Below are 15,560 nucleotides of genomic sequence, written 5' to 3'. Positions count from 1 at the left end.
GTATTTTTATAAATTATCTTCTTAACATTATATATTATATTATAGTTGAAAATTGCAATAAATAATAGTATTACTATCATTTTTCGTACTATCTTTCAAACTACATAATAATAATACTATTACCATCCTCTATTGTTCTTCTAAAAATATTTTTTTTTGAGAAGAGCACTTTTCAAAAGTTTCTTCTGTAATCATTTTTTCATCTTTTAATTTTTCTAAAATTGTAACATATTCTAAGCATAGCTCCTTTAATTCCTTTTTAACATCATCAATATTACTATACATAGTAATTACCCCCTTAATAATTAAATCAAACTAAAATAATAGATTCCCTTCTTCTATGCTTAATATTTTATTAGTTTATTATTCATATTTTATTTATATTTTTGCTTTGCTTTTTATATATTAAATTTATTACCTTAAATACCTTCATTTTCTTAAGCAGATATTTTCACCAAATACTAACACAAAAAAAGTCCGCTTCTAAATTAGCGGACTTTTATGACTATAATATATTATTTTTTACATAAGCTATTCTATTTAAGCAAGTTTCTTTTCCTAAAACTTCCATTACTTTTGGTAAATCTGGACCATGCATTTGCCCTGTCAAAATTATTCTTGAGCCCATAAATAAATTTTTCCCTTTTATTTTGTACTCTTTTTGTATTTCTTTAAGCATAGCTTGAACAAACTCAGCATTTAATACCTCTGTTTTTTCTATTTTTTCTCTCAAAGCATCTATTAAAGTAGGTATATGTTCTAATCTTAAGAACTCTCTTCCCTCTTCAGTTTCTACCTCTATTTTATCTCCAAAAAATATACTTGCATGTTCAGTAACTTCTTTTACATATTGTAATTTCTCTTTAAGTACTGATATCATACTCTTTAAGAAATCATATTTATTAGTAGCTTCTTCTTCTGTTATAAATCCATCTTCTATTAAAAATGGTATTGCTAAGTCTGTTAGATAAGCATCATCACCATCTTTTATATAGTGCTGATTAACCCAATTTAATTTTTCAGTATCAAATACTCCACCACTTTTAGATACTCTTTCTACAGAGAACGCTTTTTCTAATTCCTCCATTGTAAACAATTCTTGATTATCTTCAGGAGACCAACCAACTAATGCTACATAGTTTACTAATCCCTCTGGTAAATATCCTTTTTTCTTAAAGTCTTCAACAGCTACATCACCTTGTCTTTTACTTAATTTTTTCTTTTCTTTATTAAGTATATTTGGTAAATGCACAAATACAGGTGCTTCCCATCCAAAAGCTTCATATAAATAAACATGTTTTGGAGTAGATGATACCCATTCTTCTCCTCTTATAACATGTGTAATTTTCATCAAATAGTCATCAACAACTACTGCAAAATGATAAGTTGGAAATCCATCTGTTTTCATTAATACTTGGTCATCTAAGTCATTAGTATTAAATTCCATATCTCCTCTAACTAAGTCTGTAAACTTAATTGTATGATTCTCTGGCAATCTTAATCTTATAACATATGGTATTCCTGCTTTTATATTCGCTTCTACTTCTTCTTTAGAAAGATTCTTACAATGACCATCATATTTAGCTGTTTCTCCTGCTGCTCTTTGAGCATCTCTTACTTCATCCAGTCTTTCTTTTGTACAGAAACAGTAGTAAGCTTTTCCACTATCTAAAAGTTGCTTTATATATTCTTGGTATATATCTAATCTTTGAGATTGAATATATGGACCATATTCTCCTTTTTGTACTACTTTTCCACTATCATCTAATATAACACCTTCACTATGGTTGACACCAGCCCATTTCATAGCATTAAGCATATTCTCTATAGCACCTTCTACTAATCTACTTTGGTCTGTATCTTCCACTCTTAATATATATTCTCCGCCCATTTTTTTTGCAAATAAATAGTTATATAAAGCAGTTCTCAAACTACCTATATGTACAAATCCTGTTGGACTTGGTGCAAACCTTACTCTTACATTCATTTTTACTTCCTCCTGATATTTTATTCAATATAACTATAATATTAAACTAGTACATTGTTTTGCAAGTTTATTTTTAATCAAATCTAATAATAATATCCTTTTTATTTAAAAATACACATGTTTATTATATCAGAAAATCCTAGTTTTAATTTCATAAATCTTTCTTTTAAGTCATTTATTTTCTAAAAATTAAAAGCACTCCTTACTAATATTCATTTATATTTATTGTTTGCTTTATTGAAAATCTATATAACAAAATATTTTGCTTTCATTAATATGTAATTATTAAAAATAGTTCTCTATTATATTCTTTTTAATATAAGTATCTATGACTTATCTTATGACATAGTTACAAATACATTTTATTACTCATAAAAAACAAAAAACTGGGATAAAGTATTAAATACTTTCTACCCCAGTTTTTATTTAAATGTATTTTAGTAAGCTTTTGCCATTACTACCATACTATCTGCTTCTTTTCCACAGTACACACACTTGTGACCTAAGTTTTCTTGTTCAAAAGGTAAGCATCTTATAGTTGCTCCTGTTTCTTCCTTAATCTTAGCTTCACATTCTGCATCTCCACACCACATAGTCTTTATGAATCCTGGCTTTTCTTCTAAAGCTTTTCTAAACTCATCCATATTTTCAACTATAGATGTATTGTCTTCTCTATGTTTTCTTGCTTTTTCAAACATATCATTGTGTATAACATCAAATAAATCACATATAGCATCAGCTAATCCTTCTAAAGGCATAGAATCCTTTTCTAAAGTATCTCTTCTAAATACCATAGCTTGATTATTTTCTATATCTTTTGGTCCAATTTCAACTCTTACTGGAACACCTTTCATTTCCCACTCATTAAATTTCCATCCAGTTGTATAGTTATCTCTATCATCAACTTCTACAGCTACTCCCTTAGCTTTTAAATCAGCATATATTTTATCAACAGTCTCCATTACATTTCCTTTTTTAGCAGCTATAGGAACTATAACAACTTGAATTGGAGCTACTCTTGGTGGTAATACTAAACCTCTGTTATCACTATGAGTCATTATAAGTCCACCTATAAGTCTTGTAGATGCTCCCCAAGATGTATGGTATGGATTAGCTAAATTTCCTTCCCTATCTGCAAAAGTAATATCAAAAGCCTTAGTAAAGTGTTGACCTAGGAAGTGACTTGTACCTGATTGTAATGCTTTACCATCATGCATCATAGCTTCTATAGTATATGTTCTTTCACCACCTGCAAATTTCTCACTTTCACTTTTTTGACCAGCTACAACTGGCATTGCAAGTAATTCTTCACATAGCGCTTTATATACTTCTAATTGTTGTATTGTTTCTTCTTGTGCTTCTTCTGCTGTTTCATGTAACGTATGACCTTCTTGCCATAAAAACTCAGATGTTCTTAAGAAAGGTCTAGTTGATTTTTCCCATCTAACAACTGAGCACCATTGATTATAAAGATATGGTAATTCTCTATATGATTTTAACCATTTCGCATACATTGTACATATTATAGTCTCTGAAGTAGGTCTTACACATAATCTTTCTTCTAATTTTTTATTTCCTCCATGTGTTACCCATGCAACTTCTGGAGCAAAACCTTCAACGTGTTCTGCTTCTTTGTTTAATAAACTCTCTGGTATTAATAATGGAAAATAACAGTTTTTATGTCCAGTTTCTTTAAATTTTTTATCCATAAATTCTTGCATCTTTTCCCATAATGCATATCCATATGGCTTTACAACCATAAAACCTTTTACTGGTGCATAATCAACTAAGTCAGTCTTAGTTATTACATCTGTGTACCATTGTGGAAAATCATCTTCCATCTTTGTTATTTCTTCAACAAATTGTTTTTCATTTTTTGCCATTTCAATTACCTCCTCATTTATTTGTTTTATAAAAAAACACCATTTTATATCCTTATATATAGATAAAATGGTGTCTATAAAGTACAACTTTGATTATCTATACAATATCTTATTTAAGTTATTATCCTAACCTAACATTATTCCTGATAAACTCTGCCTTTACTTTTTCATTTATTTCTTCTATGTCAATTATCTCTTTATCTTCTTTATGTCTAAGTTTAAATTCTACTTTCCCTTCATTAATATTTTTACCTACTGTAATCCTCATAGGTATTCCTATTAATTCTGAATCATTGAATTTGACACCTATTCTTTCATCTCTGTCATCTAATAAAACTTCTACACCCATAGCTTGCAAATCATTATATATATTTTCAGCTATTGATATTTGTTCTTCATTTTTCATATTTGCTGGAACTATCACAACATGGTATGGAGCTACTGACAAAGGCCATATTATACCTTTCTCATCATTATGTTGTTCAATTATAGCTGCTGCTGTTCTTTCAACACCTATTCCATAACATCCCATTACTATAGGCTTTGATTTTCCATCTTTGTCTATGAAGTTTGCATTCATAGATTCTGAGTACTTAGTTCCTAGTTTAAATATATGTCCTACTTCAACACCTCTAGCTATTTCAAGTGGCTTACCACATACTATACACTTGTCGCCTTCTTGAACATTTCTAAAGTCTCCAACTATTCCTTCAAAATCTCTTCCATAGTTAGCATTTTTTATATGGTACTCAGTTTTATTAGCCCCAACAACTATGTTTCTTTGTTCAACAATTTCTTTATCTATAAATACATAGTCAGCATTTATACCTATTGGACCTGCAAATCCTACTTCTGCATTAGTTACTTTTCTCACTACATCATCTGTAGCAAGAGCAAATTCTATAACAGAACCTATGGCATTAGATACTTTGATTTCATTAACTTCTCTATCTCCTCTTACAACGACTACAACTGTTTTTCCATCTGCCTCATATACTAAAGTTTTAGCAAACTTATCTGGAGAAGTTTTTAAAAATTCTTCTAACTCTTTTATTGTAGCTGCTCCTGGTGTATGAACCTCTTCTAATTCTTTCATTTCTTCTTTTTGTGATGCTAGATTACAAGATTCTGCTCTTTCTACATTGGCTGCATAATCACATCCACTACAAAATACAACTTCATCTTCACCAACTTCTGACTTAACCATAAATTCGGCTGATGTAGAACCTCCTATAGCTCCTGAATCTGCCTGTACAGGGCTATTCTCCAATCCACATCTATCAAATATACTTACATATGCATCAAACATATCTTGATATGACTTATCTAAACCTTTATCATCTACATCAAAACTATAGGCATCCTTCATTGTAAAAGTCTTAGTTCTCATAACACCAAATCTTGGTCTTCTCTCGTCTCTATATTTTACTTGTATTTGGTACAAGTTCAGTGGCAATTGTTTATATGAAGTAATTTCTTGTCTTATTATATCAGTGAATGCTTCTTCATGTGTTGGCCCAAGACAGTACTCTCTTTCTGTTCTGTCTTTTAGTCTAAACATTTCTTCACCCATAGCAGTCCACCTTCCAGACTCTTTCCATAATTCAGAAGGAAGTAAGGCTGCACAAAGTATTTCTTGACAATCTTTTTTATTTAATTCTTCTCTAATTATTTGTTCAATTTTTTTGAACACTCTTAACCCCATTGGTAATTGGTTATAAACACCTGAAGTCATTTTTTTTATCATGCCTGACCTAACCATTAATTGATGGCTTGTAATCTCAGCATCTGCTGGGATTTCTTTTAATGTCGGCATAAACATTTTTGACATTTTCATTAATAGATTCCTCCTGAATATTAACTTCCTGAAAATATAAAAAACCTCTCATCTCTATACAAGTATAGAGACGAAAGGTTTAATTTCCGCGGTACCACTCTAGTTAGCTATATGAATAGCTCTCTTTTGGGAATATAACGGTTCCTACCGTAAAGATTTTTATACCTTTAAGCTAAAAGACAGGTTCAAAGACTTCCTCTTGAAAACTCTCACCACCGTTTTCTCTCTGTGAAGATTTCATCATTTTACTATTTCTTTATCATAGCTAATTTTATATTTATATTAATTTCACTTAAATTCATACATTATAGATATTCTATATAGGCCTATTACTTGATATCCATTAAACTTATTACTAATAATATATTAATTATTCTGACTTGTCAACAATAATAAACAAATACTTTGTGAAGCTATTCCCTGTTTTGCTCCTGTAAAACCAAGACCTTCTTCTGTTGTTGCCTTTATGTTTATATTATCAATGTCTGTGTTTAAAACTTTTGATATATTACTTCTCATACTCTCAATATATGGAGCCATCTTAGGGCTTTGAGCAATTATAGTACTGTCTATATTACCAATTTTATATCCTTTACTTGTTATTAGATTATACACATGTTCTAATAATTTCATACTATCTGCTCCCTTATATTCTTCATCTGTATCTGGGAAATGCTTCCCTATATCTCCTAATGCTAGAGCACCTAAAATAGAATCCATTATTGCATGTATCAATACATCAGCATCAGAATGACCCAACAAACCTTTATCGTGTGGTATCTCTACACCACCGATTATAAGTTTTCTATCCTCTGTTAATTTGTGTACATCATATCCTAATCCTATTCTCATATAATTCTCCTTCTACTGTTAACTTCATCTCTTTTTTCCATATTTAATATTTGTTCTGCTATATTTAAATCTTCTGGACTAGTTATTTTTATGTTTTCATAAGAACCCATTACCATAGTGACACTTTGACCTATATTTTCTACCAACATTGAATCATCAGTACCATAATAATTGTTCTTATATGCTTGTTCATAAGCATCTATTATGAGATTATATTCAAAGGTTTGAGGGGTTTGTGCTGCCCACAGCAAATTTCTTTCTGGAGTTTCTTGTACTGTTCCATCTGACACTATCTTTATAGTATCACTTACTGGAACACCTACAACCACAGCCTTTTTTTCTTTAGCTACCTTTATAGATTCATTGATTATTCTATGGTCGACAAATGGTCTTGCTCCATCATGGATAAGTACTATATCACAATTTTTATCTAATTTTTTTAAACCATTATATATTGAGTCCTGTCTTTCTTTTCCGCCATATGCTATTTTTATATTTTTAAAGTTATACTTATTTATTATATTTTCTTTAAAAAAATCTTCTTCTTCTTTTTTTATACATACCACTATTTCATCTATATTTATATTTTCATAAAAAACTTGAATTGTATGAGCAATAATTTCTTTTTCTCTTAATTTTATGAACTGTTTGTTTATATCTAAGTTCATTCTCCTTCCGCTTCCCGCTGCAACAATTATAACACTATACATGGTATCACCTCGTATTTTATTTTTAACCATCATTTATTAAAACTTTTAATATTTTTATTTTAACCATCTGATTAATTATATATTAAATTTTCAGTTGTATAAATAGTTAATGTCTATTTGCTAATGAAAAACACATATATTTATTACAATATATATTGATTTTTCAATAGTGTTGTTTTTAATTTTACAATTTTGTAATGGTTGTTAATATGCAAGAATATTAAAAACCTCTAGTTTGATATAAGACAATTTTATCAAATTAGAGGTTTTATATTAAAATATTAAATTGATTAAATCTATGTAATGTGGATAATTTTCTAAAATACTCTCTTTTATTTCTTCTTTAAAGAAATTCAAATCTAACAACTTGTCCATATTAATTACATTATCATCATAAGAAATAAAAAATTTTGATACTTTCCATCTGTTAACATGTATATTTATTTTACTTTCATTATTAAATGGTAGCACTACTTGAAATTTCGGCGTTTTACCATATGTCCACTCTATCTTTTTATATTTATCTTCTCCTATATTGTATACACTTTTAATATCTTCTTCATCCAATTCAAGTTCTTTTATATTCTTTATATTAGATTTTAAATATTCAACACAATAATCTAAAAAGTAATTTATATCTTTTTCGAGTAAAAACTTAATATTTGTAACTTTACTTGAAACAGATTTAGTTGCATTTGATTCAGTTGCTTTATTTGAATTTAAATATTTAGTTAATTTATTTAAATCTGAATCGTAAAGAAGAGTTCCATGATAAAGAGAATTTTTTCTTTTTATAGACTGTGCAGAGCCTGAAATTTTTTTCCCATTTAAAAATAAATCTTTTCTTTCAGTTATAGATACATCTAGTCCTAAGGTTGAAAGCATCTTTTGCATAAACTTAGTATGCTCCAAAAAATCTATCTCATGAAGTTGCCTATCTTTTTGTATGAATGACATATTGATATTACCTAAGTCATGATAAACAGTTCCTCCTCCAGATATTCTTCTTAAAATAGGAATTTCTCCCTTTTCAATAACATCATGATATACTTCCTGATATGGATTTTGATTTTTACCTATAAAAATGGATTCTTCATTTCTCCATATGATTATAATATCATCATTATATTTATCATTTAAAAATAGATATTCTTCTAATGCCAAATTAAAGTAAGGATTTGTGCTTTTGTTTAATAAGTAATACATAGAAATACAGACTCCTTTTTATTTTATCTTATTCTTTTTAGTCTTAAATGAATTTATATACTATTACATTTCATATTTTACTTCTTAACTATTAAACTTATTATATCATTATAAATCTCCTTAATATCATTGAATATCTATATTTTCATATTACTTTTAAAATTTTATCTAATTTATTTATCCTGACCATAGACATTAAAAAATACATCTCTCGCTCTTTGAATTTCTTCATCAGGCAGTAGCACTGGTGTGCCAATTGATTTTGCTAAGTAATATACTTTTGCTGAATCTTCTAACATTACAGCGGCTGTAAGAGCATGTCCTACAGATGGACCAACTGCAATTACGCCATGATTTGCTAAAAGACATGCTCTTTTGTCACCAATTGCTTCAATAACACATTTTCCCATCTTTTTAGATGTTGGTGGCGAAAATTTTGCAACTGGTACTGAACCCCCTACTTCATTTGCAAGAGTTGTACTTGCACATTCTATAGGTTCATTTAAAATAGCAAAACAACTTGAGTATGTAGAATGTGTATGAATTATACTATTTATGTCTTCTCTATGCTTATATATATACAAGTGGTCTGATAAATCCACTGATGCTTTCCATTTTCCATCTATAATATTTCCATCTACATCTACTATAACAATATCACTTGGTGTAAGATTTCTATAATCCATTCCACTTGGGGTGATTGCTATATAGCCAGTTTGTTCATCTCTCCCACTTACATTTCCTCCTGTTAATGTCACTAAATTATAGTTTAAAAGGTCTAAAGATGCTTGTAATACTTCTTTTCTTAATTTCTCTAATAACATTAATTAAATCCTCCCATTCATCATATACATGCCTTATACATCTTAGTTGTGTTCTAATTGCTTAGCTATTATGTTATTATCTTGATTGAAAATTCTAAAAATTTAGTATAAAGTTCAAACTTATATCTTATCAAAAAAGATTAAGCTAGGCTTCAATTCAATTTTTTATTTTTATATGTTCTTATTCTCAAATTTTTTATTTCTAAATTTTAGTGAATCTGGATATAAGCACTCTTCCAACTCAATGAAATAGCTATATAATGCTATACTATTATTAAACATATTTGTTCTTATCCAATACCTACCTTTGAAAAGTTTTCCATCATTAATTTTTAGATAAATTTTTTTATTATAAAATTCTCTTATTCTTATCTTTTCTATATCTTTAATTTCATACTTATGTGTAGTCATAAATGAGGTAAAATGTATACATTTGCTATCAATAATAATTTTTTTAGGATTACTTGATGATATAAAAGTATTGAATATACCATAAGTACAGACAATTATTAACAAACTATATATATTCAAATTAAAATTTGTATAGTTATTAAACAGTGCATAAATCAATATTAAAATCATAAAAAATCCTGGTATTGTAACACTGAGTAAGTATCTTTTAGAATCATATTTATATTTTTTCATAACCTATACACTCCTTAATAAAATTGTTTTAACCTTATTCTTCTATAGATAGCTTTTTATTTTCATTTATTATTCTATTCCTATTGTAAATAGCCATTCCTAAAGCTATAACTCCAAAAACTACTCCTCCAATAACTTTATAGTTCATAACTTTTACAAATACCCAACTTAATGGATTCGCACCATCACAAATACTTGAAATCATAGTTGCTCCTTCAGGCATTTTAAAACTAGCATTTAAAGCCATTTGGGTAAATAATGGAGCTAAGTTAGTTGCGATTAATAATCCAGAAGTAATTATAATTATTCCTATTATTAATGTTCTAAACACATTTCCCTTTGTAATTGGTACGATTAATACAAGTGCAAATGGAATTACTGCTAAATCTGCAAATGGTAAAACTTTATTTCCTGGCAATATAGCTGCTATAAGTATAGTCAAAGGAACCAACACTAGTGCAACTGATAATGTAACAGGATGACCTATTCCTACTGCTGAATCTAAGCCTATATAAATCTTGCCTCTGTTTTTAAATCTCTTCTCAATAAATTCCTGTGCAGCTTCTGATACTGGTAATAATCCTTCCATTAATAATGCTGCCATCTTTGGAATTAATATTAATACAGCTCCCATAGTTACACCTAATTGTAATATTCCTTTTATATCATATTTCGCAGCAATACCAATTATTACACCTATTACAGACCCCATTATTAAAGGTTCTCCAAATAATCCAAATTTTTTCTGCAATGTATCAGCATTTATCTCAATCTTATTTATGCCTGGTATTAAGTCTAATAATTTATTTACTACTATAGCAATTGGAACAAATGCCTGTGTAAATCCATGAGGAAGAGATATACCTGGCATACCTAAATATTCCTCTATACCTGGAGCAGTTAAATCTGCCATTACCAATACAATTACCATATTTGCTACTGCTGCAAATACTCCCCACATTACACTTTGAGTAGCCCCTGCCACTAAAGCTCCTGTAAAAGCAAAATGCCAGTAATCCCATATGTCTACATCAACAGTTTGAGTAGTATTGGTAATTAGCATAACTATATTTACCACAAGACCTATTGGAATAATTAAAGCCCCTACTGTTGATGCAAAAGCTATAGCTGATGCTGCTGGCCATCCTACATCTATTATTGATAAACTTAGCCCTAAATTCTTAACCATTTGTTGTGTAGCTGGACCTAAATTATCTGTTAGCAAAGCTATAATAGTGTTAAGACCTATAAACCCAACTCCCACAGTTAAACCAGCTCTTAAAGATTTTCCTAGTTTTGTACCTAATATCAAACCAAAAATACATATTATTATTGGCATCATTACTTGTGCACCTAGACCAACAATGAAATTTAATATCTCCATATAAAGACCCTCCATTATTTAATTTTAAGTCTCTAAAACTTATGATTTTAGAGACCATGTTCCTTAATTTTTTTAATTATAATTCTAACTCTTCTAATACATCATTGATTAATTTATCCATTCCGACACCAGTTAAAAAAGGTAATCCATTTATCACTGGTGTTTTTATACTACTAGATACTTGTGTAGTACAAATTATTAAATCATAATCAGGTGCTTTTGATGCAACTTCTACTACTTTACATTGTGTAATATTAACCATATCCAATTTACCAATGTCTTGAAGTGCTTTCTTTAATTTGTTTATAGCAATTGTTGAAGTACATACTCCTGTTCCACATGCAACTAATATCTTTTTAGCCACATTAGTCACCCCCATTGAAATTATTTTATTTTAAAGATATCTATAGTTAGAAATCTTTAATAATCTTTTTATATTTTTTAACATACTTTGCATGTTTAATTTTACATTTTTAATATACTTTACATGTTTAATTTTTCAATTTAGAGTTTAATAAATCACTCACACTTTCTTCACTTAAGTCAACAATATTATTTAGTATATTCTTATCTTGAAATATAGTCATAAGTTTTTCTAATAGTTGCAATTGTTCTTGTGGCTCTTTCACTGCTAACATAAATACAACTTTTACATCAATTTCAGTATCGTCTGTACCCATCATTATAAATTTTACAGGTTTATTCAGTATTCCAATTGCTATTCCTGGCTCATTTACATGTACTATATCTGTATGTGGTATTGCCACTCCGTATATTTCTGTTGGTAACCCTGTAGCATACTTTTTTTCTCTTGCTACAACAGCTTGTATGTAGCTTTCTTTTACATACTGTTCGTCAAACAAACGTTGTCCCAAAAACTTTAATGCATCTTCATTGTTAGACACTTCAATATTTTTAAAAATTAAATTGCTACTAATTATTTTCATTGACTCCATCTAATATCATCTCCCTAATAAAATCTCTATCTTTAATGTTTTTTATCTTCTTAAATTCATCTGTTTCTATAAATGAGAGTAGAGTGCTTAATGGATTAAAACACTTTTGGTCTACAGCTAATAAAAGTATTATTTTTACTTTACTTTTACTCCACACAATAGGCTTCTTTAAGATGGCTATACTTATAGCTGGCCTAATTACATCTATTCCATCTGTGTGAGGTATTGCTATTTCATCTGATAATTCAGTTGGAAATAAGTTATCTCTTTCCACTACTTTTTTATAGAAATTTTTTGTCACATAACCTTTCTCTCTAAGTTTTTTACTCATATATTTTAGAACTTCTTCTTTTGATTTAACCTGTAAATCCACAAATATATCTTCTTTATGTATTAAATCTGATAATTCATATTTTTTATTTGTTTCACCAATTTGATTTGTATCAATTAGGTTATTTATTTGATTTAACTTTGCTTTATCATTTATGTCTACTAGACTAAAAAAAGGGATATTTGCTATCTGAGGGTCAATTGTTCCAACTATGGCGATTACATTTTTATCATTGCTTATTTGTTTTATCTCTAAATCAAGACTTGGATATTCAATCATACCTATAGGTTCTATATCAACCTTTTCAGTTATACTTTTAATATTTTCCTCTAGGATTTTTTTTATCTTACAAGCTCCCCCTAATCCAGTAATACATAATGTTAAAATTATAGGTTTTCTAAAATCTACTTTTGTATTATTACATTTACTAACCTTTTCTTTTACTTGTGGCTCTATACCTTTAACTTCATCAACTATCTCGTCTATTGTTAAATCTGGTAAAACTGCTCTTCGTATAACCTCTATAGAAAGCAATGTATCAAATCTAGATATTGTCCTTATATTAATTCCAGTCTTTCCAGAAATAATATCTCCAAAATATGAAAGTGAACCCATATCTACTAATATAATCACACCTCTACCTTCATCAATATCTTTTATTATTGTAGTAGCTTCTTCAATCATTTCTTCCGGTTTCTTCTCAAATGGCATATCTAAATACCTTGCGTGATTAATTCCTAATAGTTTATTTGTAACCTCACATACAGAAGATGCTACTCTTCCGTGAGCCATAAGAAGTACACCTATCTTTTTTTGTTCAGACATATCTCTTCTACTACTCATTTTAAAATATATTGCTATTATACCTATTTCTTCTTTTGGTAAGTTTATGTTATATCTTTCCTTTAAATATTGAGCTACCTTTTCTGCTACAGAATATTCTAGTGGATAATTTCCTATTATTTCTTTCAAATGAGCATTTGATATTACTTTTCCTTCTTTTAATCTCTCAAAAGCTGCTTTTAGGTGAACTGCTAAACATAAATGTAGATTCGGTTCTAGTGAACTTAGGTATTGTGATGCTATTTTGATTACTTCATAAGTTAGCTCTACGATATATTTTCCAACAATTGGACTTATATCTGGAAGATTGTTACTAATAGAAACTTTTTTAACTTGTTTTATGTATTTTTGAATGCAACTTTCTAATTCTCCTCCAATGATTCTATTTATAACATCAAAATCTAAACCTTGTTCCAATAAATCAATATGTCTTCTTTCAGTAAGTTTGTATATTTCATCTGGAAAAGTATATATATCTTCATTTTTCTTTTCTATCTCACCTTGAAGATTTGAGTCTATAATTAAATCCCCATCTACATAATTTTCTATTTTTCCTCTACAATTTCTGATTTTTATAAGACCTTGTTTTACATATCCAGGTACATCTGATATGCTTATATTTACTTCTTTTAGTTTGTTTGTAAGTTGGTTTAATAGTCCCCTAGCACAAGCTACTTGAATATCACTTCTAAGTTGACCTACATTACCTATACAATCGTAAAGCATAAGAGCTTTTAATACATCTGACTTTATATGTATGTTTGCTCCCATTCTTTGAGCTTCTATTAAGAAGAAATTATTTATAATGTCAAACCTCTCATTTAATGGTCTTGCAACTAATTCTGGTATTTCAATTGTTACAGGTATACGTCTTTTAAATGTATTAAGTAAATGAGAATCTATTGGCTCAGAAGTTGCTGAAATAATCATTACATCTATTTTATGTGTTAGTCTTGTTTCTCCTAACTTTCTGACCATACCTTTATCAATCAGTTGAAATAGTATTTCTTGACCTTCATGAGGTAATCTATGTATTTCATCTATAAACAATATTCCTCCATCTGCCTTTGATACTAATCCTTCTTTGTTCTCATCAGCTCCTGTAAAAGCACCTTTAACGTGTCCAAATAACTGTGATAGCAAAAGCTGTGGATTCTCTGAATAATCTGCTGCATTAAAAACTATAAATGGTGCATTCTTAGGGAATCTGGATGATTCTACTGCAAATTTATACATACACTCTGCTAACTCACTCTTTCCAACACCAGTTGGCCCCATAATAATAGTATGAAGACCATGAGGTGGATAAAGAATTGCTGCTTTGGCTAGTTTTATAATTGTACTTAAGCTACCACTACTACCTATGAGTTTATCAAATGCTATATCTTTATTTTCTCTATTATTGATTATTTCTTCTTTTTTATCATCACTCTCTTTATCAAGTTTTAGGTCACCAGAATCTTGAATCTCTTTTAAGTATTGTATGACTGTAAATCTTGATACTGTAAACCCAATGCTGTTTAATCTTCTTGTTATATCATTTTTATTTATAGTTTTTTCTTCTTTTAAAATATCTTTTATAGCTTTAATTAAAACAACTTTTCTTCTTTGTCTTGAATCTTCTATTTTTAACTCATTTCTCAAAAAGGTAACATCTTCTCTTCGAATATTTAACCTACTTGAAATCGCTTCATCTGTTAAAGGATTTTTCTTATCTTCATTTTCAATTAAGTTTTTTATTCTTTGCCTCATTTATAATTGTTCCCTCCTTATTATTTATATAGCAACTTATATGCCATATATTGTTTTTTTTGTACTTATTATTTTTTTATAAAGTAATAACATTTAAATTAAGCTATTCTTTTATTCAAATATTAAGAAAATTTTTTTTATATTTTACAAATAATACTTTTTTTAAAAACAAAAAAATCACTTTTCCTAATTACAATTGAAATCATTCTAAAATGATAATGTTATTTTATATTACTATCTTTTTTGTACAACAAAAACTACAAGGATTCTATATTCTATATTTTTCCATAAAAAATACCCCTTATTATGCAAATAAATTATTTGCATAATAAGGGGTATGGCTAAGTAAG

13 protein-coding genes and 1 other annotated feature are annotated in these 15,560 nt (G+C 28.5%); all 13 genes read right to left on the bottom strand.

Annotation, left to right across the window (positions count from 1 at the left end; all coding sequences use genetic code 11):
• Window positions 1-129: 129 nt before the first annotated feature.
• The 13 genes from CDIF1296T_RS00550 to CDIF1296T_RS00490 all read right to left on the bottom strand — a co-directional run bounded on the left by CDIF1296T_RS00550 (window position 130) and on the right by CDIF1296T_RS00490 (window position 15,210).
• Window positions 130-285: a hypothetical protein gene (locus CDIF1296T_RS00550; protein WP_003421202.1), complete on the bottom strand. Its 156-nt coding sequence runs from the start codon at window positions 283-285 to the stop codon at window positions 130-132.
• Window positions 286-505: 220 nt separating this feature from the next.
• Window positions 506-1,987, bottom strand: a complete 1,482-nt coding sequence (gltX, locus tag CDIF1296T_RS00545; protein ID WP_003435581.1) for a glutamate--tRNA ligase — start codon at window positions 1,985-1,987, stop codon at window positions 506-508.
• Window positions 1,988-2,424: 437 nt separating this feature from the next.
• Window positions 2,425-3,870 carry a proline--tRNA ligase gene (proS, locus tag CDIF1296T_RS00540; protein ID WP_009895182.1) on the bottom strand — a complete coding sequence of 482 codons (1,446 nt, stop codon included), beginning with the start codon at window positions 3,868-3,870 and terminating at the stop codon, window positions 2,425-2,427.
• Window positions 3,871-3,991: 121 nt separating this feature from the next.
• Window positions 3,992-5,707 (bottom strand): proline--tRNA ligase, encoded by a 1,716-nt coding sequence (locus tag CDIF1296T_RS00535; RefSeq protein ID WP_009895180.1) that lies wholly within the window; start codon window positions 5,705-5,707, stop codon window positions 3,992-3,994.
• A gap of 63 nt (window positions 5,708-5,770) precedes the next feature.
• Window positions 5,771-5,979 (bottom strand) — a binding site (T-box leader).
• A gap of 94 nt (window positions 5,980-6,073) precedes the next feature.
• Window positions 6,074-6,559, bottom strand: a complete 486-nt coding sequence (ispF, locus tag CDIF1296T_RS00530; protein WP_003425513.1) for a 2-C-methyl-D-erythritol 2,4-cyclodiphosphate synthase — start codon at window positions 6,557-6,559, stop codon at window positions 6,074-6,076.
• Window positions 6,556-7,269: a 2-C-methyl-D-erythritol 4-phosphate cytidylyltransferase gene (gene ispD / locus CDIF1296T_RS00525; RefSeq protein ID WP_009895177.1), complete on the bottom strand. Its 714-nt coding sequence runs from the start codon at window positions 7,267-7,269 to the stop codon at window positions 6,556-6,558. Before ispD ends, ispF begins: the two co-directional genes overlap by 4 nt.
• A gap of 273 nt (window positions 7,270-7,542) precedes the next feature.
• Window positions 7,543-8,475 carry a lipoate--protein ligase family protein gene (locus CDIF1296T_RS00520; protein ID WP_004453953.1) on the bottom strand — a complete coding sequence of 311 codons (933 nt, stop codon included), beginning with the start codon at window positions 8,473-8,475 and terminating at the stop codon, window positions 7,543-7,545.
• A 173-nt stretch (window positions 8,476-8,648) separates the two neighbouring features.
• Window positions 8,649-9,299 carry a class II aldolase/adducin family protein gene (locus tag CDIF1296T_RS00515; RefSeq protein WP_004453954.1) on the bottom strand — a complete coding sequence of 217 codons (651 nt, stop codon included), beginning with the start codon at window positions 9,297-9,299 and terminating at the stop codon, window positions 8,649-8,651.
• A gap of 171 nt (window positions 9,300-9,470) precedes the next feature.
• On the bottom strand, window positions 9,471-9,944 hold the full coding sequence (locus CDIF1296T_RS00510; RefSeq protein WP_009895173.1) for a hypothetical protein: 474 nt from the start codon (window positions 9,942-9,944) through the stop codon (window positions 9,471-9,473).
• 34 nt (window positions 9,945-9,978) lie between these two features.
• On the bottom strand, window positions 9,979-11,328 hold the full coding sequence (locus CDIF1296T_RS00505) for a PTS galactitol transporter subunit IIC (RefSeq protein WP_009887822.1): 1,350 nt from the start codon (window positions 11,326-11,328) through the stop codon (window positions 9,979-9,981).
• Window positions 11,329-11,404: 76 nt separating this feature from the next.
• Entirely contained in the window at window positions 11,405-11,707 is a 303-nt protein-coding gene (locus tag CDIF1296T_RS00500; protein ID WP_004453958.1) for a PTS sugar transporter subunit IIB, read from the bottom strand.
• A gap of 112 nt (window positions 11,708-11,819) precedes the next feature.
• Complete coding sequence (locus tag CDIF1296T_RS00495; protein ID WP_009892531.1) at window positions 11,820-12,284, bottom strand: PTS sugar transporter subunit IIA; 465 nt, start codon at window positions 12,282-12,284, stop codon at window positions 11,820-11,822.
• Window positions 12,262-15,210 carry a sigma 54-interacting transcriptional regulator gene (locus CDIF1296T_RS00490; protein WP_009887817.1) on the bottom strand — a complete coding sequence of 983 codons (2,949 nt, stop codon included), beginning with the start codon at window positions 15,208-15,210 and terminating at the stop codon, window positions 12,262-12,264. The genes CDIF1296T_RS00495 and CDIF1296T_RS00490 overlap by 23 nt, the downstream gene beginning before the upstream one ends.
• Window positions 15,211-15,560 lie beyond the last annotated feature (350 nt).

The sequence above is a fragment of the Clostridioides difficile ATCC 9689 = DSM 1296 genome, assembly GCF_001077535.1.
GTDB classification, from domain to species: domain Bacteria; phylum Bacillota; class Clostridia; order Peptostreptococcales; family Peptostreptococcaceae; genus Clostridioides; species Clostridioides difficile.
This window is presented reverse-complemented; position numbering and strand designations above follow the sequence as displayed.